Annotated in this window: 24 protein-coding genes and 1 tRNA gene; 10 read left to right on the top strand and 15 right to left on the bottom strand. The window is 70.2% G+C overall.

Annotation, left to right across the window (positions count from 1 at the left end; genetic code table 11):
- Nucleotides 1-50 precede the first annotated feature (50 nt).
- Nucleotides 51-1,907: an outer membrane protein assembly factor BamB family protein gene (locus ACWD3E_RS13930; protein WP_451387776.1), complete on the top strand. Its 1,857-nt coding sequence runs from the start codon at nucleotides 51-53 to the stop codon at nucleotides 1,905-1,907.
- A 165-nt stretch (nucleotides 1,908-2,072) separates the two neighbouring features.
- The gene (locus ACWD3E_RS13925) at nucleotides 2,073-2,753 is read left to right on the top strand and encodes a helix-turn-helix transcriptional regulator (protein ID WP_451387775.1); all 681 of its coding nucleotides are present in this window, start codon (nucleotides 2,073-2,075) and stop codon (nucleotides 2,751-2,753) included.
- Between the two features lie 184 nt (nucleotides 2,754-2,937).
- On the opposite strand, the gene ACWD3E_RS13920 is transcribed toward ACWD3E_RS13925, so the two are convergent.
- Together ACWD3E_RS13920 and ACWD3E_RS13915 are read right to left on the bottom strand one after the other, a co-directional pair.
- Nucleotides 2,938-3,255, bottom strand: a complete 318-nt coding sequence (locus tag ACWD3E_RS13920) for a hypothetical protein (protein ID WP_451387774.1) — start codon at nucleotides 3,253-3,255, stop codon at nucleotides 2,938-2,940.
- A 21-nt stretch (nucleotides 3,256-3,276) separates the two neighbouring features.
- Nucleotides 3,277-4,968, bottom strand: a complete 1,692-nt coding sequence (locus ACWD3E_RS13915) for a sodium:solute symporter family protein (RefSeq protein WP_451387773.1) — start codon at nucleotides 4,966-4,968, stop codon at nucleotides 3,277-3,279.
- Between the two features lie 109 nt (nucleotides 4,969-5,077).
- Here ACWD3E_RS13915 and galT point away from each other — a divergent pair, with 109 nt between their 5' ends.
- The 3 genes from galT to galK are packed head-to-tail and all read left to right on the top strand — an operon-like array spanning nucleotide 5,078 to nucleotide 8,252.
- Nucleotides 5,078-6,139, top strand: coding sequence for a galactose-1-phosphate uridylyltransferase (gene galT, locus ACWD3E_RS13910; protein ID WP_451387772.1), 1,062 nt, complete (start codon nucleotides 5,078-5,080; stop codon nucleotides 6,137-6,139).
- A complete protein-coding gene (gene galE / locus ACWD3E_RS13905) occupies nucleotides 6,136-7,098 on the top strand; it encodes a UDP-glucose 4-epimerase GalE (protein ID WP_451387771.1) in 963 nt (320 codons plus the stop codon). The genes galT and galE overlap by 4 nt, the downstream gene beginning before the upstream one ends.
- Complete coding sequence (gene galK / locus ACWD3E_RS13900; RefSeq protein WP_451387770.1) at nucleotides 7,098-8,252, top strand: galactokinase; 1,155 nt, start codon at nucleotides 7,098-7,100, stop codon at nucleotides 8,250-8,252. Before galE ends, galK begins: the two co-directional genes overlap by 1 nt.
- A gap of 16 nt (nucleotides 8,253-8,268) precedes the next feature.
- On the opposite strand, the gene ACWD3E_RS13895 is transcribed toward galK, so the two are convergent.
- Nucleotides 8,269-8,724: a GNAT family N-acetyltransferase gene (locus ACWD3E_RS13895; RefSeq protein WP_451388141.1), complete on the bottom strand. Its 456-nt coding sequence runs from the start codon at nucleotides 8,722-8,724 to the stop codon at nucleotides 8,269-8,271.
- Nucleotides 8,725-9,006: 282 nt separating this feature from the next.
- Between ACWD3E_RS13895 and ACWD3E_RS13890 the strand changes: the two genes are divergently transcribed.
- Nucleotides 9,007-9,780 (top strand): LuxR C-terminal-related transcriptional regulator, encoded by a 774-nt coding sequence (locus ACWD3E_RS13890; RefSeq protein WP_451387769.1) that lies wholly within the window; start codon nucleotides 9,007-9,009, stop codon nucleotides 9,778-9,780.
- Nucleotides 9,781-9,975: 195 nt separating this feature from the next.
- Here ACWD3E_RS13890 and tamR read toward each other — a convergent pair whose 3' ends face one another.
- Nucleotides 9,976-10,473 (bottom strand): MarR family transcriptional regulator TamR, encoded by a 498-nt coding sequence (gene tamR, locus ACWD3E_RS13885; protein ID WP_362680698.1) that lies wholly within the window; start codon nucleotides 10,471-10,473, stop codon nucleotides 9,976-9,978.
- Between the two features lie 89 nt (nucleotides 10,474-10,562).
- On the opposite strand from tamR, the gene ACWD3E_RS13880 reads away from it, so the two are divergent.
- On the top strand, nucleotides 10,563-11,387 hold the full coding sequence (locus ACWD3E_RS13880) for a trans-aconitate 2-methyltransferase (RefSeq protein ID WP_451387768.1): 825 nt from the start codon (nucleotides 10,563-10,565) through the stop codon (nucleotides 11,385-11,387).
- Between the two features lie 2 nt (nucleotides 11,388-11,389).
- Nucleotides 11,390-11,761 carry a glyoxalase gene (locus ACWD3E_RS13875; RefSeq protein WP_451387767.1) on the top strand — a complete coding sequence of 124 codons (372 nt, stop codon included), beginning with the start codon at nucleotides 11,390-11,392 and terminating at the stop codon, nucleotides 11,759-11,761.
- Between the two features lie 74 nt (nucleotides 11,762-11,835).
- Here ACWD3E_RS13875 and ACWD3E_RS13870 read toward each other — a convergent pair whose 3' ends face one another.
- The gene (locus ACWD3E_RS13870; protein WP_451387766.1) at nucleotides 11,836-12,513 is read right to left on the bottom strand and encodes a TetR/AcrR family transcriptional regulator; all 678 of its coding nucleotides are present in this window, start codon (nucleotides 12,511-12,513) and stop codon (nucleotides 11,836-11,838) included.
- Nucleotides 12,510-13,517: an acyl-CoA desaturase gene (locus tag ACWD3E_RS13865; RefSeq protein ID WP_451387765.1), complete on the bottom strand. Its 1,008-nt coding sequence runs from the start codon at nucleotides 13,515-13,517 to the stop codon at nucleotides 12,510-12,512. Before ACWD3E_RS13865 ends, ACWD3E_RS13870 begins: the two co-directional genes overlap by 4 nt.
- 313 nt (nucleotides 13,518-13,830) lie before the next feature.
- Between ACWD3E_RS13865 and ppc the strand changes: the two genes are divergently transcribed.
- Complete coding sequence (ppc, locus tag ACWD3E_RS13860; protein ID WP_451387764.1) at nucleotides 13,831-16,575, top strand: phosphoenolpyruvate carboxylase; 2,745 nt, start codon at nucleotides 13,831-13,833, stop codon at nucleotides 16,573-16,575.
- 71 nt (nucleotides 16,576-16,646) lie between these two features.
- On the opposite strand, the gene ACWD3E_RS13855 is transcribed toward ppc, so the two are convergent.
- The 7 genes from ACWD3E_RS13855 to ACWD3E_RS13825 form a co-directional block, all read right to left on the bottom strand.
- Nucleotides 16,647-17,153, bottom strand: a complete 507-nt coding sequence (locus tag ACWD3E_RS13855; protein WP_451387763.1) for a hypothetical protein — start codon at nucleotides 17,151-17,153, stop codon at nucleotides 16,647-16,649.
- An 80-nt stretch (nucleotides 17,154-17,233) separates the two neighbouring features.
- A complete protein-coding gene (gene pth, locus ACWD3E_RS13850; protein ID WP_451387762.1) occupies nucleotides 17,234-17,836 on the bottom strand; it encodes an aminoacyl-tRNA hydrolase in 603 nt (200 codons plus the stop codon).
- A 90-nt stretch (nucleotides 17,837-17,926) separates the two neighbouring features.
- On the bottom strand, nucleotides 17,927-18,520 hold the full coding sequence (locus tag ACWD3E_RS13845) for a 50S ribosomal protein L25/general stress protein Ctc (RefSeq protein ID WP_451387761.1): 594 nt from the start codon (nucleotides 18,518-18,520) through the stop codon (nucleotides 17,927-17,929).
- 209 nt (nucleotides 18,521-18,729) lie between these two features.
- Nucleotides 18,730-19,710, bottom strand: coding sequence for a ribose-phosphate diphosphokinase (locus tag ACWD3E_RS13840; RefSeq protein ID WP_451387760.1), 981 nt, complete (start codon nucleotides 19,708-19,710; stop codon nucleotides 18,730-18,732).
- A 153-nt stretch (nucleotides 19,711-19,863) separates the two neighbouring features.
- Nucleotides 19,864-21,312 carry a bifunctional UDP-N-acetylglucosamine diphosphorylase/glucosamine-1-phosphate N-acetyltransferase GlmU gene (glmU, locus tag ACWD3E_RS13835; protein ID WP_451387759.1) on the bottom strand — a complete coding sequence of 483 codons (1,449 nt, stop codon included), beginning with the start codon at nucleotides 21,310-21,312 and terminating at the stop codon, nucleotides 19,864-19,866.
- Nucleotides 21,313-21,436: 124 nt separating this feature from the next.
- Nucleotides 21,437-21,512 (bottom strand) — tRNA-Gln (locus ACWD3E_RS13830).
- A gap of 14 nt (nucleotides 21,513-21,526) precedes the next feature.
- Nucleotides 21,527-22,387 carry a hypothetical protein gene (locus ACWD3E_RS13825; RefSeq protein WP_451387758.1) on the bottom strand — a complete coding sequence of 287 codons (861 nt, stop codon included), beginning with the start codon at nucleotides 22,385-22,387 and terminating at the stop codon, nucleotides 21,527-21,529.
- Between the two features lie 166 nt (nucleotides 22,388-22,553).
- Here ACWD3E_RS13825 and ACWD3E_RS13820 point away from each other — a divergent pair, with 166 nt between their 5' ends.
- Complete coding sequence (locus tag ACWD3E_RS13820; RefSeq protein ID WP_451387757.1) at nucleotides 22,554-23,864, top strand: sensor histidine kinase; 1,311 nt, start codon at nucleotides 22,554-22,556, stop codon at nucleotides 23,862-23,864.
- Nucleotides 23,865-23,879: 15 nt separating this feature from the next.
- Here the strand turns inward: ACWD3E_RS13820 and ACWD3E_RS13815 are convergent, their stop codons facing one another.
- Nucleotides 23,880-24,374: an SUKH-3 domain-containing protein gene (locus ACWD3E_RS13815; RefSeq protein ID WP_451387756.1), complete on the bottom strand. Its 495-nt coding sequence runs from the start codon at nucleotides 24,372-24,374 to the stop codon at nucleotides 23,880-23,882.
- Nucleotides 24,375-24,429: 55 nt separating this feature from the next.
- On the bottom strand, nucleotides 24,430-24,945 hold the full coding sequence (locus ACWD3E_RS13810; RefSeq protein WP_451387755.1) for a YwqJ-related putative deaminase: 516 nt from the start codon (nucleotides 24,943-24,945) through the stop codon (nucleotides 24,430-24,432).
- Nucleotides 24,946-25,198: the final 253 nt, after the last annotated feature.

Here is a 25,198-nt window from a genome sequence, read left to right as displayed (position 1 = left end):
GATTCCGCGCCGTCCTTCGGCCCTTAGCGCTTCACCGAGGTACCTCCGTCATGACTCAGCCGCCTCCGCCGCCGCCGAACCAGCCCCCGCAGCAGGGCGGTTTCGGCCCGCCGCAGGACCAGCCCCCGCAGCCCCCGCAGCCCCAGCCCGGCTACGGCTACCCGCAGGCACCGCAGCCTCCGCAGCCCCAGCCCGGCTACGGCTACCCGCAGGCACCGCAGCCCCCGCAGGCCCCGCCCGCCCAGGCCCCCCAGCCTCCGCAGGCACCGCAGCCCGGCTACGGCTACCCCGGCGTCCAGCAGAACCCGTACGCCCAGCAGCCCCCGGCCTACGGCCAGCCGCCCACCGTGCCGATGCAGCCGCAGGCCGGGTACGGCCAGCCCGCGCAGCCGGGCTACGGCTACCCGGGCCAGCCGCCCACCATGCCGATGCACCCCCAGCCGGGGCAGCCCGGCGGCGGGCGCAACAACAGCACGCTGATGATCGTGGTCGCGGCGGTCGCCGCCATCGCGCTGATCGTCGTCGGCGGCATCTGGTACGCCTCCTCCTCCGGGGACGACGGCAAGAAGCACGACACCGCCGGCTCCAGCGGCGGCACCGGCGGCAAGGACGACAAGGGCGACTCCGGCGGCACGGGCGGCGGGGGCAAGGAGAAGGTTCCGGCGAACACCGCCGCGAACGTCCTCTTCGAGGTCCCGATGCCCAAGACGAACGACACCGTCGTCACCTCGGGTTCGTGGCTGACCGACAAGGTGTACGCCAAGACCGGCGTCGCCGAGATCGACGGCTACGACCCCGCCAACGGCTCCAAGCAGTGGACGCTCAAGCTGCCCGGCCCGGTGTGCCAGGCCACCGGCCACGTCACCGACGACGACAGGACGGCGATCCTCTTCCAGCCGAAGATGCCCCCGAAGGACTCCTCCGCCGGGTGCAGCAAGATCGGTGCGGTCGACCTCGACACCGGCAAGCTGCTGTGGTCGAAGTCGATCAACAGCGGTGACTCTCCGATCGACTTCGACAATGTGACGGTCGCTCAGCACACCGTCGCCGTCGGCAGCAGCTACGGCGGCGCCGCCTTCGACATCGCCTCGGGCAAGCTGCTCTGGCAGCCCAAGTCGGACGACACCTGCTACGACGCCGGCTATGGCGGCGGCACGAAGCTGGTGGCGGTGCGCAAGTGCGGCGAGTACGACAACCGGCAGCTGCACATCCAGAACATCGACCCGCAGACCGGGAAGGTGATCGCCGAGTACAAGATGGCCCAGGGCATCGAGTACGCCTCCGTCATCTCCACCGACCCGCTGGTCGTGGCGGCCGACGTCGGCGACAGCGCGGGCGACGGCAGCGGCATCTCGGACTACTTCTCCATCGACGCCAAGACCGGCAAGCTGCTCGCCCGCATCTCCGCGCCCGGCGACACCTACGGCGGTCGCTGCGAAGGCATCACCCGGGTCGAGGACTGCAAGCAGGTCGTCGCGGGCAACGGCAAGCTGTACGTGCCGACCGAGGAGCACGACGGCACCGGCGACTACAGCCAGACCAACGAGATCATCGCCTTCGACCTGAACACCGGCAAGCAGACCGGCCAGCGCGCCGAGGCCGGCGACGGCTACCTGCTCTCGCCGCTGCGCATGGACGGCCCCAACCTGATCGCCTACAAGCGCCCGCCGTACGACAAGGGCGGCCAGATCGTCAGCATCGACGGCGGCTCCTTCAAGGAGACCAAGCTGCTGGAGAACCCGGCCAAGGACAGCGTGCGCAGCGTCGAGACCAGCATGCTGCCGGACTACTCGGAGATCCTCTACGCGCAGGGCCGGCTGTACATGTCGCAGGTGTTCGCGGAGAAGGCGGACTCCTCGCTGCACGAGAAGACGTACCTCGCGGCGGCGTTCGGCACGAGCGGCTGACGCGGGCGCCCGCACGCCCTGCCGCGCGCCAACGCGCTGGTTACCGAGAAGTGCCCCGGATTTCATCGATCCGGGGCACTTCTCCTGCATAGGGGCAGCGCGACGTCGAACAAAGCGTGTAGCTTCCGGGGGCATGAATGGCGGGGGTTGCTGGGGGGTTGCTCTATGGGAGTGCGGCTCATGGTCGTCGACGACCACCGCTTGCTCGCGGAGGCGCTGGCGTCGGCACTGAAGCTGCGCGGGCACCGGGTGCTCGCGGCGGCGGCACCGGCCGCGGGCGCGGCCGAGCTGGTCATCGCGCGGGCGCCGGAGGTGTGCCTGCTGGGTACGGCGATACCGGCCGAGCCGGGGGTCTTCGACCCGGTGGTGCGGATCAAACGGGAGCGCCCGCAGGTGGCGGTGCTGGTGCTGGGCCCGGTGCCGTCCCCGCGGGGCATCGCGGCGGCCTTCGCCGCGGGCGCGTCGGGGTACGTACGGCACGACGAGCGCATCGAGGGCGTCGAGCGGGCCATCATCAAGGCCAGGGCCGGGGAGGCGGCGGTGGCCCCGCAGCTGCTCCAGGGCGCGTTCGGCGAACTGCTGAACCCCGCCGCCCAGCCGGACGACGAGGGCCAGCGCCTGCTCCAGATGCTGACCCCGCGTGAGGTGGAGGTCCTGGTCCGGGTCGCCGAGGGCGAGGACACCCGCCTGATCGCGGCCGGCATGGGCATCGCCCCCAGCACCGCCCGCACCCACGTCCAGCGGGTCCTGATGAAACTGGGCGTGGGCTCCCGCCTGGAGGCAGCGGCACTGGCGGCCCGGACGGGCCTGCTGGACAGAGCGGGCCCGCTGACCGGCGGGAGCTAGGTCCTGTCGTCACATTCCCGTCGTCCGCCCGGAGGGCGGGCCGCGGCGGCGATGGGGGTGCCCCCGCGCGAGCGCTCCGGCAACGCGGCTGGGGGTCCCCCCGCGTCGTTGAGGCAGTGGGGGAGTGCCTGCCAGGCGTCGCGCGGCAGGCGGCAATGTGTCGACAGGACCTAGGGGGCTTCGCTCACGCGCGTTCGTCGGGTGCCGGCGGCGGCTTCTCCGAGGGTCGGAGCCACAGCCACGTCAGGAAGAAGACGCCCAGGATCAGCATGCCGATGCCGGTCCACAGGTTGATGTTGACTCCCTGGGCCTTGTCGATCGCGGCCCGGGAGTCGGTGATGCCGGTGACCGTGACGATGACGCCGTACAACACGAACAGGCCGCCGATGATGCGGCGCAGGTCGAAGATGCGGGCCGCCGTCGCGGACTTCCGCTCCAGCTCGGTGACCTCCCGCTGGACTTCCTCTTCGGAGGACGCGGAGAAGTCGAACTGCTCGGTCATGGTCTCTCCATTCTCCCGCGGTCAGAACGAGAACGGGATGTAGCAGGCGGCGGCCAGGATCACCGCGCCCCAGCCCAGCAGCGCCGGCCGGCGGTACCAGGCCTCGTCGCCGGGGGCGGGCGGCTCGCTCATACCGGGGGAGCGGGTGCCGTAGACGAGACCCTGGAGCTGCTCGGCCGGCTTCGGCGCCGTGAACAGTGACACCGCGACCATCACGACCGCGCCGGCGACGAAGCCCGCGATCGCGGAGACGAAGTTGGCGCCCTGGTCGGAGGGGATCGAGATGATGCCTCTCTTGTAGAACACGAAGTAGTTGACCATCGCGGTCACGGTGCCGGCGAGCAGGCCCCAGAAGCCGGACTTCGCGGACGCCCGCTTCCAGAACATGCCGACGATGAACACCACGAACATCGGCACGTTGAAGAAGGAGAACAGCGTCTGGAGGTAGCTCATGATGTTCGAGAACGAGGACGCCAGGAACGCGGTGCCGACCGAGGCGCAGACGCCGATGACGGTGATCAGGCGGCCGAAGCGGACGTAGTACGCGTCCTCGCGGTGCAGCACGACGTACTTGGCCCAGATGTCGTTGGTGAACACCGTGTTGAAGGACGAGACGTTCGCCGCCATGCCGGCCATGAAAGCGGCGAGCAGACCCGTCACCGCGATGCCGAGCACTCCGTTGGGCAGCAGCTCCTGCATCAGATAGGGGATGGCGTCGTTGTACTGGTAGCCCGAGGCGGGGGTGCCGAACTTCGGGACGAGCGCGGCGGCGACCAGGCCGGGGATCATCACCAGGAAGACGATGAAGATCTTCGGGTAGGCGGCGATCAGCGGGGTGCGCTGTGCGGCGGAGAGGTTCTTCGCGGACAGGGCGCGCTGCACCTCAGCGAAGTTGGTGGTCCAGTACCCGAAGGACAGCACGAAGCCGAGGCCGAGCACGATGGTCAGCCAGTTGGCGCCCAGCGGGTTGGCGCTGCCGATGCCGGTGCCGCCCCAGGCGGTGGTGAAGTTGTGGCCGTGGGTGGCGGTGAGCCTGTCGGTCAGTCCGCCCCAGCCGCCGGCCTTCTTCAGACCGAGCACGGTGATCGGGATGAGGGCGGCCAGGATCACGAAGAACTGGAGCACCTCGTTGTAGATCGCCGAGGAGAGACCGCCGAGGGTGATGTACGCGAGCACGAAGGCACCGGCGACCACGATGGCGACCCACTGCGGCCAGCCGAGCAGAGCCTCGACGACGATCGCGAGGGCGTACAGGTTCACGCCCGCGATCAGGATGGCGGCGAAGGCGAACAGGATCGCACTGAGCAGGTGGGCCCACCTGTCGAAGCGCAGCAGCAGGAACTCGGGGACCGAGCGGACCTTGCTGCCGTAGTAGAAGGGCATCATCACCAGGCCCAGGAAGACCATCGCGGGGATGGCGCCGATCCAGTACCAGTGCACGGTGTAGGCGCCGTACTGGGCGCTGTTGGCCGCCATGCCCAGGATCTCGGTGGCCGCCAGGTTCGCCGAGATGAAGGCGAGGCCGGTGATCCACGCGGGCAGCGAGCGCCCGGAGAGGAAGAAGTCGAGGCTGGTCTTCACCGAGCGGCGGGCCGCGAAGCCGATGCCCAGGACGATGACGAAGTAGATCCCGAGGATCGTGTAGTCCAGCCCGTTGGTGGGAAGCCGTAGCCCCGCCGCCAGGTCCATGTGTGGGTATGTGGGGGTTTGCATGGGCACTCGCTCGTTCTTCGTTTGATTGTGGTCGTCCGAGGTGTTGTCGAGTTGTGAGCTGTTATGTTTGATTGTGTTGAGTGATTGGTGGGGACGTAGAGGAGTCCGTGTGAAGAAGACCTCGACCCGGCTGGCCGACGGTCGTGAGCTGATCTACTACGACCTGCGGGACGACGCCGCGCGGGACGCGGTCGACCGCCGCCCGCTGGAGCGGACCCACACCACGTCCGAGGTCCGCCACGACGTGCTGCTCGGCGACGCGGTCGCGGTCGCCTCGCACCGCCAGGGCCGCACCTACCACCCGCCGGCCGACGAATGCCCGCTGTGCCCGAGCCGGGGCGGGCGGCTCAGCGAGATCCCGGGCTCCTCGTACGACGTCGTCGTCTTCGAGAACCGTTTCCCCTCCCTCGCCGGCGACTCCGGCCGCTGCGAGGTCGTCTGCTTCACCTCCGACCACGACGCGTCCTTCGCCGACCTCACCGAGGAGCAGGCGCGCCTGGTGCTGGAGGCGTGGACGGACCGGACGTCGGAGCTGTCGCATCTGCCCTCCGTCGAGCAGGTGTTCTGTTTCGAGAACCGCGGTGCCGAGATCGGCGTGACCCTCGGCCACCCGCACGGGCAGATCTACGGATACCCCTTCACCACACCCCGCACCGCCCTGATGCTCCGCTCGCTCGCCGCCCACAAGGAGGCGACCGGCGGGGAGAACCTGTTCGACGCGGTTCTGGAGCGGGAACTCGCCGGCGAGCGGGTCGTCCTTGAGGGTGAACACTGGGCGGCCTTCGTGCCGTACGCGGCGCACTGGCCGTACGAGGTCCACCTGTACCCCAAGCGCCGGGTGCCCGACCTGCTCGGGCTCGACGAGGCGGCCCGCACAGAGTTCCCCCAGGTGTATCTGGAACTCTTGAGGCGCTTCGACCGGATCTTCGGCACCGGTGAGCCTCCGACGCCCTACATCGCGGCCTGGCACCAGGCCCCGTTCGGCGATCTGGAGGAGTTCGACGGCGTCTCGCGCGACGATTTCGCGCTTCACCTCGAGCTTTTCACCATCCGCCGCACTTCCGGCAAGCTGAAGTTCCTCGCGGGCTCCGAGTCCGGCATGAACGTGTTCATCAACGACGTGCCGCCGGAGCGCGCGGCCGAGCGACTGCGAGAGGTAGCGAGTTCATGAAGTACCTGGTGACGGGCGGGGCGGGGTACGTCGGCAGCGTGGTGGCCCAGCATCTGCTGGAGGCCGGCCACGAGGTCACGGTCCTCGACAACCTCTCCACCGGCTTCCGCGAGAGCGTGCCCGCGGGCGCGGCCTTCGTCGAGGGCGACATCCGCGACGCCGCCAGGTGGCTCGACTCCTCCTACGCCGGCGTGCTGCACTTCGCCGCCTCCTCGCAGGTCGGCGAGTCGGTGGTGAAGCCGGAGAAGTACTGGGACAACAACGTCGGCGGCAGCATTGCCCTGCTCGGCGCGATGCGCGAGGCGGGCGTGCGCCGGCTGGTCTTCTCCTCCACGGCGGCCACGTACGGCGAGCCGGAGCAGGTCCCGATCGTGGAGAGCGCCCCGACGAAGCCCACCAACCCCTACGGCGCCTCCAAGCTCGCCGTCGACCACATGATCACCGGCGAGGCGCACGCCCACGGCCTGGCGGCGGTGTCCCTGCGCTACTTCAACGTGGCGGGTGCGTACGGGCCGTACGGCGAGCGCCACGACCCCGAGTCGCACCTCATCCCGCTGGTCCTCCAGGTCGCCCAGGGCCGCCGCGACGCCATCTCGATCTTCGGCGACGACTACGCCACGCCCGACGGCACCTGCATCCGCGACTACATCCACGTCGCGGACCTGGCGGAGGCCCACCTGCTGGCGGTTCGGGCCGCGCAGCCGGGCGAGCACCTGATCTGCAACCTCGGCAACGGCAACGGCTTCTCGGTCCGCGAGGTCATCGAGACCGCCCGCTCGGTCACCGGGCACCCGATCCCCGAGGTGGTCGCCCCGCGCCGGGGCGGCGACCCGGCGGTCCTGGTGGCCGCCGCGGACAACGCCCGCGAGAAGCTGGGCTGGAACCCGTCCCGCGCGGACCTCGCCGGGATCGTCGCGGACGCCTGGGAGTTCGCACAGAGCATCGCAAGGGAGCAGTAGTGGAGGAACAGCAGGTCCGGGTGCGGTTCTCCGAGCTGTACGGAGCCGAGCCGGAGGGAGTGTGGGCGGCGCCGGGCCGGGTCAACCTGATCGGCGAACACACCGACTACAACGACGGCTTCGTCATGCCCTTCGCGCTCCCGCACCAGGTGACGGCGGCCGTCTCCCGCCGGGAGGACGGTGTCCTGCGCCTGCACTCGGCGGAGGCCGAGGGCGGGATCGTGGAGCTGCGCCTGGACGCCCTGGCCCCGCAGAGCGACGCCGGCTGGACGGCGTACCCGGCGGGCGTGGTCTGGGCCCTGCGCGAGGCGGGCCACGCGGTGACGGGCGCGGACATCCATCTGTCCTCCACCGTCCCGACGGGCGCGGGCCTGTCCTCCTCGGCCGCCCTGGAGGTCGTGATCGCGCTCGCGCTGAACGACCTCCACGGTCTCGGCCTCCAGCGCTGGCAGCTGGCCCGCCTGTGCCAGCGCGCGGAGAACGTCTACGTGGGCGCGCCGACCGGGATCATGGACCAGACGGCCTCGGCCTGCTGCGAACAGGGCCACGCCCTGTTCCTCGACACCCGCGACCTGTCCCAGCGGCAGATCCCCTTCGACCTGGCTGCCGAGGGCCTGCGCCTGCTGGTCGTCGACACCCAGGTCAAGCACGCCCACAGCGGCGGCGAGTACGGCAGGCGCCGGGCGGGCTGCGAGAAGGGCGCGGCCCTGCTCGGCGTGGACGCCCTGCGCGACATCCCCTACAGCGACCTGGACGCGGCCCTGGCCCGCCTGGGCGACGAGGAGGAGGTGCGCCGCCTGGTCCGGCACGTGGTCACCGAGGACGAGCGGGTCGAACGCACGGTCGCCCTGCTCCGCTCCGGCGAGACCCGCGCCATCGGCCCCGTCCTCGCCGAGGGCCACGCCTCCCTGCGCGACGACTTCCGCATCTCCTGCCCGGAGCTGGACCTGGTCGTCGACACGGCCCTCGCAGGCGGCGCCCTGGGCGCCCGCATGACCGGCGGCGGCTTCGGCGGCTCGGCGATCGTCCTCGCGGAGGCGACGGACGTCGACACGCTCACCAAGGCGGTGGAGGCGGCCTTCGCCGCGGCGGGCTTCACGGCACCGCGGGTGTTCGAGGCGGTGCCTTCGGCGGGGGCGCGGCGGCTCGTCTGAGTCTTTGCCGGCCGCTTCAGCCCAGGCGCTTCGTCAGCGTGTACTCCGTGATCCCCGGCGGGTAGTCGGGGATCACGCACACCACGTCGTAGCCCTGCTTCTTGTAGAACTCCGGGGCCTGGAAGTCCCAGGTCTCCAGGCGGGCGCCGGTGCAGGCGCGGTCGGCGTGGGCGATGCGTTCGGCCTCGGTGAGGAGGCGGGAGCCGAGGCCGGTGCCGCGGTGGCGGGCGTCGACCCACAGGTAGGTGACGTGCAGCCAGGTCGTCCAGGTGTGGCCGACCAGGCCGCCGGCCAGGTCTCCCGACGGGTCCAGGGCCCAGACGTGGAGGGGGACTTCGCGTTCGCCCGGGCCGCCGCGCAGGGCTGCCAGGACCGGTGAGGCCGCCGTGTTGGTGTCCCGCAGCCGCGAGCGCAGCAGTTCGCGTCGTTCCTTGTCGACTTCCGCCTCAATACGAAACATGTGCCACACCATAAACGCGCCCGGCCGCCAGTTCTGCAAATCTCCTTCCGCTCTGTGCTCCCATCCGTACTCTGAGGTACTACACCGGTGGGGGCCGGTGCTGATCAGGGGGCGAGACAGGCGGGTACGGCGCCCGCGGTGGGGGTAGCAGTCTCCGCAACGGCGGCGGCCGTGCGGTGGGCGTCCTTATCCGTGGGTGTCGTGCTCGCGCGGGTCGTCGTTCTCCGGAGCCTTCCGGACATTTCCGGACCTGGATATCCCCTGCTCCGTGCGGAGCCTGGGGAAGGGGGTTTCGTGGTTCGTATCCGAGTCCTGGTCGTCGACGACCACCGCATCTTCGCGGAGTCGCTCGCCGCCGCCCTGGCCGCCGAGCCCGACGTCGACGTCTTCGCCGCCGGCAGCGGCCCGGCCGCGCTGCGCTGCCTGGAGCGGGCGGCGGGGGAGGGCCGCCGCTACGACGTCCTGCTCGTCGACGCCGACCTGGGCGGCAGCCTGCCCGGGGCCCGGCCGGCCGTGCCCGTGCAGGAGGGCGACGAGGAGGGGCTGGTCGACGGGATCTCGCTGGTCGCGGGGGTCCGGGCGGCGCAGCCCGGGGTGCGGCTCGTGGTCCTCGCCGAGAAGGACGACCCCCGGCGCGCGGCGCTCGCGCTCCAGGCCGGTGCCTCCGGCTGGGTCGCCAAGGACTGCTCGCTGTCCCGGCTGCTGACGGTGATCCGGGGCGTACTGCGGGACGAGACCCATCTGCCGCCCGCCCTGCTCACCGGGGTCCTGAAGGAGCTGACGGCCGCGCGCAAGCACCGCACCGAGAGCGAGCAGCTGGTGGAGTCCCTCACCCCGCGCGAGCGGGAGGTGCTGCGCTGCATGGTCGCGGGGCTGGGCCGCAAGGCCGTCGCCGAACGGCTGTTCCTCTCCCCGCACACCGTCCGCACCCACATGCAGAACGTCCTCGGCAAGCTGGGCGTCCACTCGACGCTGGCCGCCGTGGCGCTGGCCCGGCGGGCCGGGGTGGGGCCGGCTGAGCTGGGGTCTGCCGGGCGGATCATGCCGGAGGAAACGAACAGCGCCTGATCAACGTAACGTGAGCGGTTCTGGTGCGTGCAGCTGCAAGGCGGAGGAGGGAAGTCGACGATGGGGGTCCCCTCGCGCGAGCGCATTCGAGCGTGGGGGAGCGTCGGCGACTGACGACGACGCGGCTGGGGGTCCCCCTTCTGGGGGAGTGCGTGCCAGACCCCGCGTGTCCGGCAGGAGCCGCCCGGCAGACCCCTAGCCGGGGATGTTGTCGAACGGGGCGGTCAACTGGCGTAGCAGGCCCGCGAGTTCGGCCCGCTGGGTGCGGGACAGCTCGGCGAGGATCGCCCGCTCCTGCTCCAGCAGGCCGGCCAGTGCCTGGTCCGCGCGGTCCCGGCCGGTGTCGGTCAGCCGGACCAGCACACCGCGCCGGTCGCTCGGGTCGGGCAGCCGCTCCACCAGGCCCTTCTTGGCCAGCCGGTCGATCCGGTTGGTCATCGTGCCCGAGGTGACGAGGGTCTGCGTCAGCAGCTGCCCGGGGGAGAGCTGGTACGGCGTTCCCGCGCGCCGGAGTGCGGTCAGGACGTCGAACTCCCAGGGTTCCAGCTGGTGCTCGGAGAACGCGAGCCGGCGTGCGCGGTCCAGGTGCCGGGCCAGTCTGCTCACCCGGCTGAGCACTTCCAGCGGCTCCACGTCGAGGTCCGGACGCTCTCGGCGCCACGCTGCCACCAGCCGATCGACCTCGTCCTCCATGACGATCAGTGTAGTGGTTCTGTCGACATTAAGTCTCTTGATTTCAAGTCTCTTGACATCGAGATAAATGGGGGAGGACAGTGAGAGCCATGACCAAGCCGACCTGGGATCCCGACCAGTACCTCCGCCACGCAGGCCACCGAGCCCGCCCCTTCATGGACCTGCTCGCCCGCGTCCCCCCGCTGCCGGCGGCACCGCCCGCGGGGCGGCCTCGCATCGCCGACCTCGGCTGCGGCCCCGGCAATGTCACCGCCACGCTCGCCGACCGCTGGCCCACCGCGCACATCACCGGGTACGACAACTCGGCCGAGATGCTCGACAAGGCGCACGTGGACTTCGAGGGGCCGACGGCCGGCGGTGGCCGCCTCGACTTCGCCGCCGCCGACGTACGCACCTGGCGGCCCGAGGAGCCGTACGACCTGATCGTCAGCAACGCGACCCTGCAGTGGGTGTCCGGTCACGTAGACCGCTTCGCCGACTGGATCGTCGCCCTCAAGCCCGGCGGCACCTTCGCCTTCCAGGTCCCCGACAACATCGACGCCCCGCTGCACGCCCTGATGCGCGAGCTGGCCGCCACCCCCCGCTGGAAGAGCCGCCTCGGCGGCATCCTGCGCCGCGAGGACTCCGTCCACGAGCCCGGCGTCTACCTGGACCGCCTCGCCCGCCTCGGCTGCGCCGTGGACGTGTGGCAGACGACGTACTTCCACGTCCTGCCCGGCGAGGACCCGGTCCTGGACTGGTCGAAGGGCACGGGCCTGCGCCCCGCCCTGACCGCGCTCGCCGACGACCCCGAGGCCCGCGACGCGTTCCTCACCGAGTACCGGGACCTGCTGCGCGAGGCCTACCCGAGCGCCCCGTACGGCACGGTCCTGCCCTTCCGCCGGCTCTTCGCCGTGGCCGTGAAGGAGGCCTGAGCATGCTCGTCACGCTCGACCACGTGCAGTTGGCGGCCCCGCCGGGCTCGGAGGACAGCCTGCGGGCCTACTACGTGAACGTCCTCGGCATGACCGAGATCCCGAAGCCCCCGGTACTGGCGGCCCGCGGCGGCTGCTGGTTCGAGGCGGGCTTCGTCCAGCTCCACCTCGGCATCGAGCCCGCCTTCAGCCCGGCGAAGAAGGCCCACCCGGGCCTGCGCGTGCGGGACATCGAGACATTCGCGACCCGCGTCGCCGCGAGCGGGGCCCCGGTGATCTGGGACGACAACCTCCCGGGCCACCGGCGCTTCTACTCGCAGGACCCGGTGGGGAACCGGCTGGAGTTCCTGGAGCCGGTGGCTACGGCCTCCTGAAAGCGTCCAGTCTGATCCCGGCCAGTGCCCCGGCAGGCAACGTTTGCCCGGGGCGAACGTTGCCTGTTGGGGCACTAGCTCTTCCGGTGCCCGATCAGCCGCGGCTTCGGCTCCAGGCCGTCCAGGCCGTGCCAGGCCAGGTTCACCAGGTGGGCCGCCACCTCCGCCTTCTTCGGGCGGCGCACGTCCAGCCACCACTGGCCGGTCAGGGCGACCATGCCGACCAGGGCCTGGGCGTACAGGGGGGCCAGCTTCGGGTCGAAGCCGCGGGACTTGAACTCGCGGCCCAGGATGTCCTCCACCTGGGTGGCGATGTCGGAGATCAGGGAGGCGAAGGAGCCCGTCGACTGGGGGATCGGGGAGTCGCGGACCAGGATGCGGAAGCCGTCCGTGTACTCCTCGATGTAGTCCAGGAGGGCGAAGGCGGCCTGTTCGCACAGTTCGCGGGGGTGACCGGCCGTGAGCGAGCTGGTCACCATGTCCAGCAGGCGGCGCATTTCGCGGTCCACCACCACCGCGTACAGCCCCTCCTTGCCGCCGAAGTGCTCGTACACCACCGGCTTGGAGACCCCGGCCTTCGCCGCGATCTCCTCCACCGACGTGCCCTCGAAGCCCTTCGCCGCGAAGAGGGTGCGACCGATCTCCAGCAGCTGCTGGCGGCGCTCGGCACCGGTCATTCGGGTCCGGCGGGTCCGCCGCTGCTTGTCGTTGCCTGAAGTGCTGCTGGAATCGGTCGCCACGGCTTCAATCATGCCGCCTTGGCCGTCTCCCTCCGGCGCCCGGAGCCGCCCTCACCGGTGTTACGGCGCGAATCGATACGCGAGCGTGACGGCCAGCGCACGTCGTACGCCCAGCCGAGCTGCTCGAACCAGCGGATGAACCGCGCCGAGGAGTCCAGCTGGCCACGCATCACACCGTGCCGCGCCGAGGTCGGGTCGGCGTGGTGCAGGTTGTGCCAGGACTCGCCGCAGGACAGGACCGCCAGCCACCACACGTTGCCCGAGCGGTCCCGCGACCTGAACGGCCGCTTGCCCACCGCGTGGCAGATCGAGTTGATCGACCACGTCACATGGTGCAGCAGCGCCACTCGCACGAGTGAACCCCAGAAGAACGCGGTGAACGCGCCCCACCAGGACATCGTCACCAGCCCGCCGATCAGCGGAGGCAGCGCGAGCGACACGACGGTCCACATCACGAACTGGCGGGAGACCGCCCGGATCGCCGGGTCCTTGACCAGATCCGGCGCGTACTTTTCCTGCGGGGTCTGCTCCTCGTCGAACATCCAGCCGATGTGCGCCCACCACAGGCCCTTCATCAGCGCCGGAATCGTCTCGCCGTAACGCCACGGAGAGTGCGGGTCGCCCTCCGCGTCGGAGAACTTGTGGTGCCTGCGGTGATCGGCCACCCAGCGCACCAGCGGGCCCTCGACCGCCATCGAACCCATGATCGCGAGCGCGATCCTCAGGGGCCGCTTGGCCTTGAACGAGCCATGGGTGAAGTACCGGTGGAAACCGATCGTGATGCCGTGGCACCCGAGGTAGTAGAAGAACACCAGCAGGCTCAGGTCGAGCCAGCTCACCCCCCAGCCCCAGGCCAGCGGCACGGCCGCCACCAGCGCCAGGAACGGCACGATGATGAACAGCAGCAGCGCCAGCTGCTCGATCGAGCGCTTCTGCTCGCCGCCCAGCGTGCCGGAGCCGAGGGAGGTGTCGGTGGCCTTCGGAACGTCGTCGATCACATCGGAACTGGAGGTCATGCGCGTCCCCTGTGGGGTCGAGGGCAAAGGCTGGCGGGGTGCCGGGGCTGCCGGGACCGGGCGGGTAAAGCAGTACTTCCTTACGGTTCCGTAACCTACGGCGTCGTAAGTATGGCAGCGTGTCCTCCGGCGGCAAGAGCCCAACGGCCTGCGCGTCCGCATGGACACCTATCCTTGGAATCGGTCGGACAGCGCGGTCCGCTTTCTTTCCTTCCCGGACGCTCCGGCCGGTATGCGACGCCCCCGCGCCGCACAGCCGACGGCTTCCGGGTTCCCTCCCAGACGAGCTTCAACACTGCAAGGAGCCGCACCTGTGAGCAGTGCCGACGACCAGACCACCACGACCAGCAGCGAGCTGCGCGCCGACATCCGGCGACTGGGCGACCTCCTCGGCGAGACCCTCGTCCGGCAGGAGGGCCCCGAGCTCCTTGAGCTGGTCGAGAAGGTCCGCCGCCTCACCCGGGAGGACGGCGAGGCCGCCGCCGAGCTGCTGCGCGGCACCGAACTGCAGACCGCCGCCCAGCTGGTCCGCGCCTTCTCCACCTACTTCCACCTGGCCAACGTCACCGAGCAGGTGCACCGCGGCCGGGAGCTGCGCGCCAGGCGCGCCGCCGAGGGCGGCCTGCTCGCCCGCACCGCCGACCGCCTGAAGGACGCCGACCCCGAGCACCTGAAGCAGAGCGTCGAGCACCTCAACGTTCGCCCGGTGTTCACGGCACACCCCACCGAGGCCGCGCGCCGGTCGGTCCTCAACAAGCTCCGGCGCATCGCCGAGCTGCTGGACACCCCCGTCCTCGACTCCGACCGCCGCCGCCACGACGTCCGCCTCGCCGAGAACATCGACCTCGTGTGGCAGACCGACGAGCTGCGCGTGGTGCGCCCCGAGCCCGCCGACGAGGCCCGCAACGCCATCTACTACCTGGACGAACTGCACGCCGACGCCGTCGGCGACGTCCTGGAGGACCTCACCGCGGAACTGGAGCGCGTCGGCGTCAAGCTCCCCGAGGCCACCCGCCCCCTCACCTTCGGCACCTGGATCGGCGGCGACCGCGACGGCAACCCCAACGTCACCCCCCAGGTCACCTGGGACGTCCTCATCCTCCAGCACGAGCACGGCATCAACGACGCCCTGGAGACGATCGACGAGCTGCGCGGACTGCTCTCCAACTCCATCCGCTACTCCGGCGCCACCGAGGAACTCCTCACCTCGCTGAAGACCGACCTCGAACGGCTGCCCGAGATCAGCCCCCGCTACAAGCGCCTCAACGCCGAGGAGCCCTACCGGCTCAAGGCCACCTGCATCCGGCAGAAGCTGGAGAACACCAAGCAGCGCCTCGCCAAGGGCACCCCCCACGAGGACGGCCGCGACTACCTCGGCACCAGCGAGCTGCTGGCCGACCTGCGGATCATCCAGGCCTCCCTGCGCGAGCACCGCGGCGGCCTCGTCGCCGACGGCCGCATCAACCGCACCATCCGCACCCTGGCCGCCTTCGGCCTCCAGCTCGCCACCATGGACGTACGCGAGCACGCCGACGCCCACCACCACGCCCTCGGCCAGCTCTTCGACCGGCTCGGCGAGGAGTCCTGGTGCTACGCCGACATGCCCCGCGACTACCGCGCCAAGCTCCTCGCCAAGGAGCTGCGCTCCAGGAGGCCGCTGGCCCCGACCCCGGCCCCCGTGGACGCGGCCGGCGCGAAGACCCTCGGCGTCTTCCAGACGGTCAAGAAGGCGCTGGAGGTGTTCGGCCCCGAGGTCATCGAGTCGTACATCATCTCCATGTGCCAGGGCGCCGACGACGTCTTCGCCGCCGCCGTCCTCGCCCGCGAGGCCGGCCTCGTCGACCTGCACGCCGGCTGGGCCAAGATCGGCATCGTCCCGCTGCTGGAGACCACCGACGAACTCAAGGCCGCCGACACCATCCTGGAGGACATGCTCTCCGACCCCTCCTACCGGCGCCTGGTCGCGCTGCGCGGAGACGTCCAGGAGGTCATGCTCGGCTACTCCGACTCCTCCAAGTTCGGCGGCATCACCACCAGCCAGTGGGAGATCCACCGCGCCCAGCGCCGGCTGCGTGACGTCGCCCACCGCTACGGCGTCCGCCTGCGCCTGTTCCACGGCCGCGGCGGCACCGTCGGCCGCGGCGGCGGCCCCTCCCACGACGCCATCCTCGCCCAGCCCTGGGGCACCCTGGAGGGCGAGATCAAGGTCACCGAGCAGGGCGAGGTCATCTCCGACAAGTACCTCATCCCGTCCCTGGCCCGGGAGAACCTCGAACTGACGCTCGCGGCAACCCTGCAGGCCTCCGCCCTGCACACTGCTCCGCGCCAGTCCGACGAGGCCCTCGCCCGCTGGGACGCCGCCATGGACGTCGTCTCCGACGCCGCCCACGCCGCGTACCGCAAGCTGGTCGAGGACCCCGACCTGCCCGCCTACTTCTTCGCCTCCACCCCGGTGGACCAGCTCGCCGACCTCCACCTCGGTTCCCGGCCCTCCCGCCGCCCCGACTCCGGCGCCGGCCTGGACGGCCTGCGCGCCATCCCGTGGGTGTTCGGCTGGACCCAGTCCCGGCAGATCGTCCCCGGCTGGTACGGCGTCGGCTCCGGCCTCAAGGCCCTGCGCGAGGCGGGCCTGCGGCAAGAAGGGGACACCGTCCTGGCCGAGATGCACGGACAGTGGCACTTCTTCCGCAACTTCATCTCCAACGTCGAGATGACACTGGCCAAGACGGACCTCAGGATCGCCCAGCACTACGTCGACACCCTCGTCCCCGACGAGCTGAAGCACGTCTTCGACACCATCAAGGCCGAGCACGAGCTGACCGTCCGCGAAGTGCTGCGGGTGACGGGCGAGACCGAACTCCTCGACGCCCAGCCGGCGCTCCGCCAGACCTTCACCATCCGCGACGCCTACCTGGACCCGATCTCCTACCTCCAGGTCACCCTGCTCAAGCGCCAGCGCGACGAGGCGGCCACGGGCGCCGAGCCCGACCCGCTGCTCTCCCGCGCCCTGCTTCTCACGGTCAACGGCGTGGCGGCGGGCCTGCGCAACACCGGCTGACGGCCACACACGAAGAAGGGTGCCCCCGGGGTCCGTACGACCCCGGGGGCACCCTCACGTTTCGACTGCCGTCACTGGAGTGCCAGGTACGCCGCCGTCAGCAGCGCCGCCCCCGAACCGCCCAGCACCCACGCCACCCGCGTCAGCCGCATCCCGCCCGCGACCACCACCGCCGCTAGCAGCAGTGCCCCGCCGAGCGGTATCCAGGCGTACAGGATCCCCGCGGGACCGGACCGCACCGCGTCCCCGGTATTGGGCTTCAGGACGACGTCGTACGTCTGCCCCTTGCGCACCGCGACGGACTTCGCGATCCGCACGTCCGTCCGGACGCTCGCGCCCGCGGACGCCGGCGTGAACGGGCCCGTACACGTGCCCCCGTCGCACCGGATCACCTTGATCGTGCCGCGCTCGCGCCCCTTCGTCAGCATCACGTGCTGCGCGGTTCCCCAGGAGCTCCACACCCCGCCGATCAGGATCAGTGCGGCGACCGCACCCATCGCGGCGATCCGCCCGAACCGCAACGCGGTTCCGGAGACCTGGCGGACGGTGGTGGCTGTGGCAGGCATGGCCGGGATCATTGGCCATGTGCCTACGGCCGGTCAACTCCGGTGGGAGCCATGAAGGGACAAGTCGGGAGTTGTACGCCGGCGGTTCTGCGTCAGGAGTTGTAGGCGCTCTGCGCCCGCTCCAGCCCCTCGGTCACCAGACACTCCACCGAGTCCGCCGCCCGGTCCACGAAGTAGTCCAGCTCCTTGCGCTCCGCCGAGGAGAAGTCCTTCAGCACGAAGTCCGCGACCTGCATCCGCCCCGGCGGCCGGCCGATCCCGAAACGCACCCGGTGGTAGTCCGCGCCCATCGCCTTCGTCATCGACTTGAGGCCGTTGTGCCCGTTGTCCCCGCCGCCCAGCTTCAGCCGCAGCGTGCCGTAGTCGATGTCCAGCTCGTCATGGACCGCGACGATGTTCGCCACCGGCACCTTGTAGAAGTCGCGCAGCGCGTTCACCGGGCCGCCCGACAGGTTCATGTACGACATCGGCTTGGCGAGGATCACCCGGCGGTTCGCCGGCCCGACCGGACCGATCCGCCCCTCCAGCACCTGCGCCTGGGCCTTGCCCGCCCGCTTGAACTTCCCCCCGATCCGCTCCGCGAGCAGGTCCACCACCATGAAGCCGACGTTGTGCCGGTTCATGGCGTACTCCGGCCCGGGATTACCGAGCCCGACGATGAGCCAGGGGGCGTTGGCGGGGGTGGTCACGTCCATGTCTCCTTGATACGCCCTCAGGCGTCCTTGATATGCGCCAGCCGCTGCCCCCGAAGGGAACAGCGGCTGACCGAACGATGACTACGAGGCTCAGGCCTCGGCGGTCTCGCCCTCGGCGGCCTCGCCCGCGACGGCTTCCTCGGCCTGCGCCTGCAGGACCTGGAGAACGACCGCGTCCTCCTCGACGGCCAGCGTGACACCGGCCGGCAGGGTGATGTCCTTGGCGAGGACGGAGGCACCGGCCTCCAGGCCCTCGACGGAGACGGTGAGCGCCTCGGGGATGTGGGTCGCCTCGGCCTCGACCGGCAGCGCGTTCAGGACGTGCTCCAGCAGGTTGCCACCCGCGGCCAGCTCACCCTCGGCGTGGACCGGAATCTCGACCGTGACCTTCTCGCCGCGCTTGACCAGCAGCAGGTCGACGTGCTCCAGGAAGCCCTTCAGCGGGTCGCGCTGCACGGCCTTCGGGATCGCCAGCTCGTTGGTCTTGCCGTCGATGTCCAGGGAGATCAGGACGTTCGGCGTACGCAGCGCCATCAGCAGCTCGTGGCCCGGCAGGGTCAGGTGCAGCGGGTCGGAGCCGTGGCCGTACAGAACAACGGGAACCTTGCTCTCACGGCGGATGCGGCGGGCGGCACCCTTGCCGAACTCGTTGCGGGTCTCGGCGGCGAGCTTCACCTCGGACATGATGATCACTCCTCGTAGATCTTGGAACGGACGTGGTCACCCGGCCACGAACGGCCTGCTACGAAGAGCGCGTCGATAACGGACCGCCGTACCTCGTCGGAACAACGAGTACGGCCTCCCTCGCCGAGCAACTTCAGCAGTCTACTCGGAGGGGGAGGCCGCACTCAAAAGGATCTACGGCCGGCCCGCGTGCGGGAGCCGCAGAAACCTCACTGCTCGTCGAAGAGGCTGGTCACCGAGCCGTCCTCGAACACCTCACGCACCGCGCTCGCGATCGTCGGAGCGATCGACAGCACCGTGATCTTGTCCAGATCCCGGCCCAGCTCCGACGGCGTCGGCAGCGTGTTCGTGAACACGAACTCGCTCACCCGGGAGTTCTTCAGCCGGTCCGCGGCCGGACCGGAGAGCACACCGTGCGTGGCGGTCACGATGACGTCCTCGGCGCCGTGCGCAAACAGCGCGTCCGCAGCGGCGCAGATCGTGCCACCCGTGTCGATCATGTCGTCGACCAGCACACACACGCGACCCTTGACCTCACCCACGACCTCGTGGACGGTCACCTGGTTCGCCACGTCCTTGTCCCGGCGCTTGTGCACGATCGCCAGCGGCGCACCGAGCCGGTCACACCAACGGTCCGCCACCCGCACCCGGCCCGCGTCCGGCGACACGACCGTCAGCTTGTCGCGGTCGACCTTTTCACCCACGTAGTCCGCGAGGAGCGGAAGCGCGAACAAGTGGTCGACGGGACCGTCGAAGAAGCCCTGGATCTGGTCCGTGTGCAGATCGACGGTGAGAATCCGGTCCGCACCCGCCGTCTTCATCAGGTCCGCGATCAGACGCGCCGAAATCGGTTCACGGCCACGGTGCTTCTTGTCCTGCCGCGCGTAACCATAGAACGGCACGATGACCGTGATGGAGCGCGCCGACGCACGCTTCAGCGCGTCGATCATGATCAGCTGCTCCATGATCCACTGGTTGATCGGAGCCGTGTGGCTCTGGATCACGAAGCAGTCCGCACCACGGGCCGACTCCTGGTAGCGGACGTAGATCTCACCGTTGGCGAAGTCGAAGGCCTTCGTCGGGACGACCCCGACACCCAGCTGGTGGGCGACCTCCTCGGCAAGCTCGGGGTGGGCGCGGCCGGAGAAGAACATCAACTTCTTCTCGCCGGTCGTCTTGATCCCGGTCACAGCACTGTCTCCTCAGAGGTGTGTCAGCCAGCCGGCCGCTCGGCGACCTCTCGGCTGGGCGTGAAAGGCCGAATCAGCTGGTAGGGGTGCGGGGTGCACGCGTGCGGATGTGCACTTATCACGGTACGCCGTGTTTGGCGCACCTGTTTCCGGTCAGTCCTCGGCCTCGACCTGCCGGGACGCCACCTCGGCCGCCTTCGCAGCCGCGCTCCCAGGACGCTTACGGGCCACCCAACCCTCGATATTCCGCTGCTGACCACGGGCCACGGCCAGCGAACCGGGCGGCACGTCCTTCGTGATCACGGACCCGGCGGCGGTGTAGGCGCCGTCCCCGACCGTGACAGGAGCCACAAACATGTTGTCCGAACCCGTACGGCAGTGTGACCCCACAGTCGTGTGGTGCTTGTCCTGACCGTCGTAGTTCACGAACACGCTCGCGGCCCCGATGTTCGTGTACTCACCGATCGTCGCGTCACCGACGTACGACAGATGCGGAACCTTCGTCCCCTCGCCGATCGAGGCGTTCTTCGTCTCCACGTACGTACCGACCTTCGACTTCAGGCCGAGCCGCGTACCCGGACGCAGATAGGCGTACGGCCCCACGCTCGCCCGCGGTCCGACCAGCGCCCCGTCGGACACGGTGTTGTCCACTCGCGCCCCGGCCCCGACCACGGTGTCCTTCAGCCGGCAGTTCGGCCCGACCTCCGCGCCCTCACCGAGGTGCGTCGAGCCCGTCAGCTGCGTGCCCGGGTGCACGATCGCGTCCTGCTCGAACGTCACGGTCACGTCCACCCAGGTGGTGGCCGGGTCGACGACGGTCACACCGCCGAGCATCGCGCGCGTCAGCAGCCGGTCGTTGAGGATCCGCCGGGCCTCGGCGAGCTGCACGCGGTTGTTGATCCCGGCGATCTCCCGGTGGTCACCGGCGACCGAGGCGCCGACCCGGTACCCGGCCTTGCGCAGGATCCCGAGCACGTCCGTCAGGTACTCCTCGCCCTGGCTGTTGTCCGTCCGCACCTTCTTCAGGGCGTCCGCGAGCAGCTGCCCGTCGAAGGCGAAGACACCGCTGTTGATCTCCCGGATCGCCCGCTGGGCGTCCGTGGCGTCCTTGTGCTCCACGATCGCGGTGACGGCACCCGTCATGTCGTCGCGCACGATCCGGCCGTACCCGGTCGCGTCCGGGACCTCGGCGGTCAGCACGGTCACGGCGTTGCCGTCGGCCTGGTGGGTGGCGGCGAGCTGCGTCAGGGTGTCGCCGGTGAGCAGCGGGGTGTCCCCGCACACGACCACGACGGTCCCGGTGACGACCCCGCCCAGCTCTTCGAGACCCATCCGCACGGCGTGCCCGGTCCCGTTCTGCTGCGCCTGCACGGCGGTGCGCACAGCGGGGTCGACCTCGCCCAGGTGCGCGGTGACCTGCTCGCGGGCGTGGCCGACCACGACGACCAGGTTCTCGGGGTCCAACTCACGTGCGGCGGCGAGCACATGGCCGACCAGGGACCGGCCGCAGATCTGGTGCAGGACCTTCGGTGTGGCCGACTTCATACGGGTGCCCTCGCCCGCTGCGAGAACGACGACGGCTGCCGGGCGAATGGCGCTCACGAGGTTGCCCTTCGGCTCTGGATGGGTGGGGGTGACAGCCGCAGGATACCGGGGCGTTTCGTGGAGGACATGAGAGCGGGCCCTGACGGTGCTGTCAGGGCCCGAACCTGGGTCTTGTGTGCTGTGGCTCCCCCGCAAGGATTCGAACCTTGTCCTACTAGATCCAAAATCTAGTGTGCTGCCAGTTACACCACGGGGGACAGCGCTTCAGACCTTACCGGAGACGCGTTGCTGTGCCAGCAACTATCCCGTTCCACCAGCCTTCGATGCGCTGGTACAACTCTGCGCTCTTACGCACCGTGATGACGAGACAACCGTGGTAGTCGTCCCCGGTGTTCTTGCGTACCGTCTTCGGGTTGTGCCGCTTCAAGGTTGTCTTGCCGAATGAACCAGGGTCCGACTGGACGACATCGGCCCAGTAGCGCTCTGCTGCTGCGACGTTGGCTGACTCATGGATCATGACCCGGTAGCAAAGCCGTTCGTGTTCGACGCCGAGTAGTTCCAACCAAGCGAGGAACAAGCGGATCATGTCGGCGTCGCTGTTCACGAACGTGACTCGCTCGCGCCGTGCATGCGGCTTGTCCTTGGTGCCTTCAGCCCAGTAGAGGGCGACACCCGCAATGAAGAGGTTGTGATCGGAGAGGTCACCGACCTCCCGCGCTGCAGCCGCCTTTGTTCGCTGGCGTTGTTCGTCCCGCACGGCCAACTCGTGCTCCCAGCGCCTCTGCGTAGCGAGCTTCGCCTGCTCCTGTGGGTTGCGCCGCTCGGGCCTCGGAAGGTCCCGCACCCACAATGAAACCGAACTTCGCGAGCACCCCAGCTCCGCCTCGATCCGGTCGTAGGTCCAACCCAGGAGCCGCAGCTCCCGCGCCCTCTCCCGCAGGTCGTCCTTCGCCCTGGGTCGCTTCGTCCACTCCGGCGGCGGTTCCCCCTTCACCAGCTGGTTGAGGATGTCGTTGTTGAAGATCTTCAGCTCGTCCCGGATCTGCCGGAGGCTGTAGCCGGCGCGTCGTAACGCCACCGCCTGCTCCCGTAGCCCCTCGAAGTCCCGGTACTTGCCCTGTGGATGCGCCATGGGCATACCGTCCAGCCGGAATGTCTGCTTCCGGCATCGAACGGTCGCAGTTCAGCAGTTCGAGTGATATCGGCGGTTTTCGCTGCTGTTCGATTACGGAGTGTGGTGTAGGCCAATAGCCAAAAGTCACCGGAAAAGCGCACCCCGCCGCCCGTAGGCTGGACGCATGACCACGACGGGGGAAGACCACGCCAGGGCCAGGACGGGGCCGTGGTGGTGGGCGAGGTGGCGCAGTGCGGTGCTCGACGGGGGCCTCGCGCTGGTGTCGGCCGTGGAGTGCGGCGCCGAGGGGATTCCGTTCGCCCGGGATGCGGGTATCCCGGTGTCGGCAGGCATCGTGTTCGGGGTGCTCAGCGGTTCGGCCCTGCTGCTGCGGCGCAAGTGGCCGATCGCCGTCGTGCTGGTCGCCATCGCGATCACGCCGGCCCAGATGGGCTTCCTGATGGGCATCGTCGGTCTGTACACACTGGCCGCGGCGGAGCTGCCGCGGCGGATCATCGGCTCGCTGGCGGGGATGTCGCTGCTGGCCACGCTGATCGTGACGTTCGTGCGGGTGCGGCAGGACATGGCGCGAGGGGATCTCACCCTCGGTAACTGGTTCGTGCCGTTCGCCTCGATCACGACGGCGATCGGCCTGACCGCGCCTCCGGTGCTGCTGGGTCTGTACGTGGGCGCTCGGCGGCGCCTGATGGAGAGCCTGCGGGAGCGTGCCGACAGTCTGGAGCGGGAGCTTCAGCTGCTCGCGGAGCGGGCGGAGGAGCGTGCCGAGTGGGCGCGCAGCGAGGAGCGGACGCGCATCGCGCGGGAGATGCACGACGTGGTCGCGCACCGGGTGAGCCTGATGGTGGTGCACGCCGCCGCGTTGCAGGCGGTGGCGCGCAAGGATCCGGAGAAGGCCGTGAAGAACGCGGCGCTCGTGGGGGACATGGGCCGGCAGGCGCTCACCGAGCTGCGGGAGATGCTCGGGGTGCTGCGGGCGGGGGACGACGTGGAGCGGCCGTCGCCTTCGGTGCCGTTGGCGGCGGTGGGGGCGGCTGCCGCGGAGGCGGCCTCCCGGGCGGTCGACGAGGACGGTGCCGTGGACGGGCCGTGTCTGTCGGAGCTGGAGGAGCTGGTCGGGCAGTCGGCCGCGGCCGGGATGGTCGTGGACCTGTCGGTCGAGGGGGAGGTGCGGTCGTATGCGGCGCAGATCGAGCAGACGGCGTACCGGGTGGTGCAGGAGGCGTTGACGAACGTCCACAAGCACGCGTCGGGTGCGAAGACGCGTGTGCGGCTGGCGCACCGGGTGTCGGAGCTCGCGATGCAGGTGGAGAACGGGCCGCCTCCGGAGCCGGCTTCGGCGTCGGCGGGGCTGCCGTCGGGCGGCAACGGCCTGGTGGGGATGCGGGAACGGGTCCTCGGGCTGGGCGGTGTGTTCGTGTCGGGGCCGACGGATGCCGGGGGTTTCCGGGTGTCGGCGGTGATTCCGGCGGTGTAGGGCTGCCTTTTGCCGTCAGCCTGCCGTCAGGCGTGCGGGGGCTATGCCCCCGACGAGGGTGGCCAGGGCCTGGTCGATGTCGGCGCCGACGTACCAGTCGCCGGTGTGGTCGAGGGCGTAGACCCGGCCCTCGGTGTCTATGGCGAGCAGGGAGCCGGTGTCGGTTTCCTGGCCGAGGGGGCACAGTTCGGTGCCGAGGGCGCGGCCGAGGTCGCCGAGGGTGCGGGCGAGGTGGAGGCCGTGCAGGGGGTCGAGGTCGAGGGGTGCGGGGGCGACCTGGCGGCCGGGGCCGGTGGGTGTGACGCGGAGGCCGCCGAACTCGGCCCAGGCCTCGACGGCGGCGGGGAAGACGGTGTGGGTGTGCCCGGCGGGTGAGGTGTGGGCGCGCAGGGCGTCGGCCCAGACCTCGGCCTGTTTTATGTCCCAGCGCCCGGGTTGCCAGCCGGCGGCGCGCAGGGCGCCGTCGACGAGTACGGGGAAGCGGGAGGAGCTGGCGCGGTCGGGGTGCATCTGCCCTTCGTTCGGTCGTGTCGTGCGTGCGTTCTGAAACGCCGTGCCGGACGGTTCAGTCGTCGGTCGCGGTGGGGTTGACGATGCGGACGCCGAAGTGGGCGCTGAGGGCCGTGCAGGCGCGGCAGGGAGTGGCGAAGCCGCCGTGCAGGGGGTCGCCGTCCTCGCGTATGTGGCGGGCGGTGAGCTTGGCCTGCTTGAGGGCTCTGCGGGCTTCGCCGTTGGTCATGGGTTTGCGTGCGGCGCGTTTGCTGCGGGCGTTGTCGGCGGCGGTGACGTGCCGGGAGATGAGGATCGTCTCGGCGCAGCGGCCGGTGAAGCGGTCGCGCTGGGCGCTGGTGAGGGTGTCGAGGAAGTCCTGTACGAGGGGGTGCAGGGGCGGTGGCTGGTCGCCGCGGGCGGCGGTGCCGGTGAGGGTGGCGCCCCGTACGGAGAGGGCTGCGGCGACGGTGGGCAGGATGCCGTCGCGGCGGTGCAGGAGGGTCGGTGCGGGGGGTGCGTCGGTGCCGCTCCAGCCGATGCGAGGGTCGCCGGCCCGCACGTTCGTACCTCCCGTTGGCGTCGCATTCATGATCGTTTTTACCTCCCCAGGCATCCCCCCGAATGAGACAGGGTGCCAAATGCCATGGCTGGTGCGGAAGCTGGGGCGGCGCGACACGCCAGGGTTCGAGCGGGCCGTCACGGTGGGGTGACGGCTGGTCACGCAAGCGGAGGGGTGGTGTTCATGTGGGGACGGTGGGCCGGTGACCGGGCTGCGCGTACCGCATAGGCTGTCGCCATCCGCGAACGACACCGCCGTTCAGGCCTAAGACAACGCCGCAGGG

It is taken from the genome of Streptomyces sp. NPDC002676 (assembly GCF_053592455.1).
The sequence above is the reverse complement of the archived record's forward strand: the minus strand, read 5'-3'. Positions and strand labels throughout refer to the sequence as shown.

What these genes read in the sequence shown, in the direction of transcription:
- ACWD3E_RS13865 (WP_451387765.1), bottom strand. Translation starts at nt 13,517, where the DNA reads ATGACCTCCAGTTCCGATGTGATCGACGACGTTCCGAAGGCCACCGAC.
- ACWD3E_RS13855 (WP_451387763.1), bottom strand. Translation starts at nt 17,153, where the DNA reads ATGATCCCGGCCATGCCTGCCACAGCCACCACCGTCCGCCAGGTCTCC.
- ACWD3E_RS13845 (WP_451387761.1), bottom strand. Translation starts at nt 18,520, where the DNA reads ATGTCCGAGGTGAAGCTCGCCGCCGAGACCCGCAACGAGTTCGGCAAG.
- ACWD3E_RS13825 (WP_451387758.1), bottom strand. Translation starts at nt 22,387, where the DNA reads ATGGCGCATCCACAGGGCAAGTACCGGGACTTCGAGGGGCTACGGGAG.
- ACWD3E_RS13875 (WP_451387767.1), top strand. Translation starts at nt 11,390, where the DNA reads ATGCTCGTCACGCTCGACCACGTGCAGTTGGCGGCCCCGCCGGGCTCG.
- ACWD3E_RS13920 (WP_451387774.1), bottom strand. Translation starts at nt 3,255, where the DNA reads ATGACCGAGCAGTTCGACTTCTCCGCGTCCTCCGAAGAGGAAGTCCAG.
- pth (WP_451387762.1), bottom strand. Translation starts at nt 17,836, where the DNA reads ATGGACGTGACCACCCCCGCCAACGCCCCCTGGCTCATCGTCGGGCTC.
- ACWD3E_RS13925 (WP_451387775.1), top strand. Translation starts at nt 2,073, where the DNA reads ATGGGAGTGCGGCTCATGGTCGTCGACGACCACCGCTTGCTCGCGGAG.
- tamR (WP_362680698.1), bottom strand. Translation starts at nt 10,473, where the DNA reads ATGGAGGACGAGGTCGATCGGCTGGTGGCAGCGTGGCGCCGAGAGCGT.
- galE (WP_451387771.1), top strand. Translation starts at nt 6,136, where the DNA reads ATGAAGTACCTGGTGACGGGCGGGGCGGGGTACGTCGGCAGCGTGGTG.
- ACWD3E_RS13880 (WP_451387768.1), top strand. Translation starts at nt 10,563, where the DNA reads ATGACCAAGCCGACCTGGGATCCCGACCAGTACCTCCGCCACGCAGGC.
- ACWD3E_RS13810 (WP_451387755.1), bottom strand. Translation starts at nt 24,945, where the DNA reads ATGAATGCGACGCCAACGGGAGGTACGAACGTGCGGGCCGGCGACCCT.
- ACWD3E_RS13915 (WP_451387773.1), bottom strand. Translation starts at nt 4,968, where the DNA reads ATGCAAACCCCCACATACCCACACATGGACCTGGCGGCGGGGCTACGG.
- ACWD3E_RS13820 (WP_451387757.1), top strand. Translation starts at nt 22,554, where the DNA reads ATGACCACGACGGGGGAAGACCACGCCAGGGCCAGGACGGGGCCGTGG.
- ACWD3E_RS13870 (WP_451387766.1), bottom strand. Translation starts at nt 12,513, where the DNA reads ATGATTGAAGCCGTGGCGACCGATTCCAGCAGCACTTCAGGCAACGAC.
- ACWD3E_RS13930 (WP_451387776.1), top strand. Translation starts at nt 51, where the DNA reads ATGACTCAGCCGCCTCCGCCGCCGCCGAACCAGCCCCCGCAGCAGGGC.
- ACWD3E_RS13815 (WP_451387756.1), bottom strand. Translation starts at nt 24,374, where the DNA reads ATGCACCCCGACCGCGCCAGCTCCTCCCGCTTCCCCGTACTCGTCGAC.
- ACWD3E_RS13895 (WP_451388141.1), bottom strand. Translation starts at nt 8,724, where the DNA reads ATGGTGTGGCACATGTTTCGTATTGAGGCGGAAGTCGACAAGGAACGA.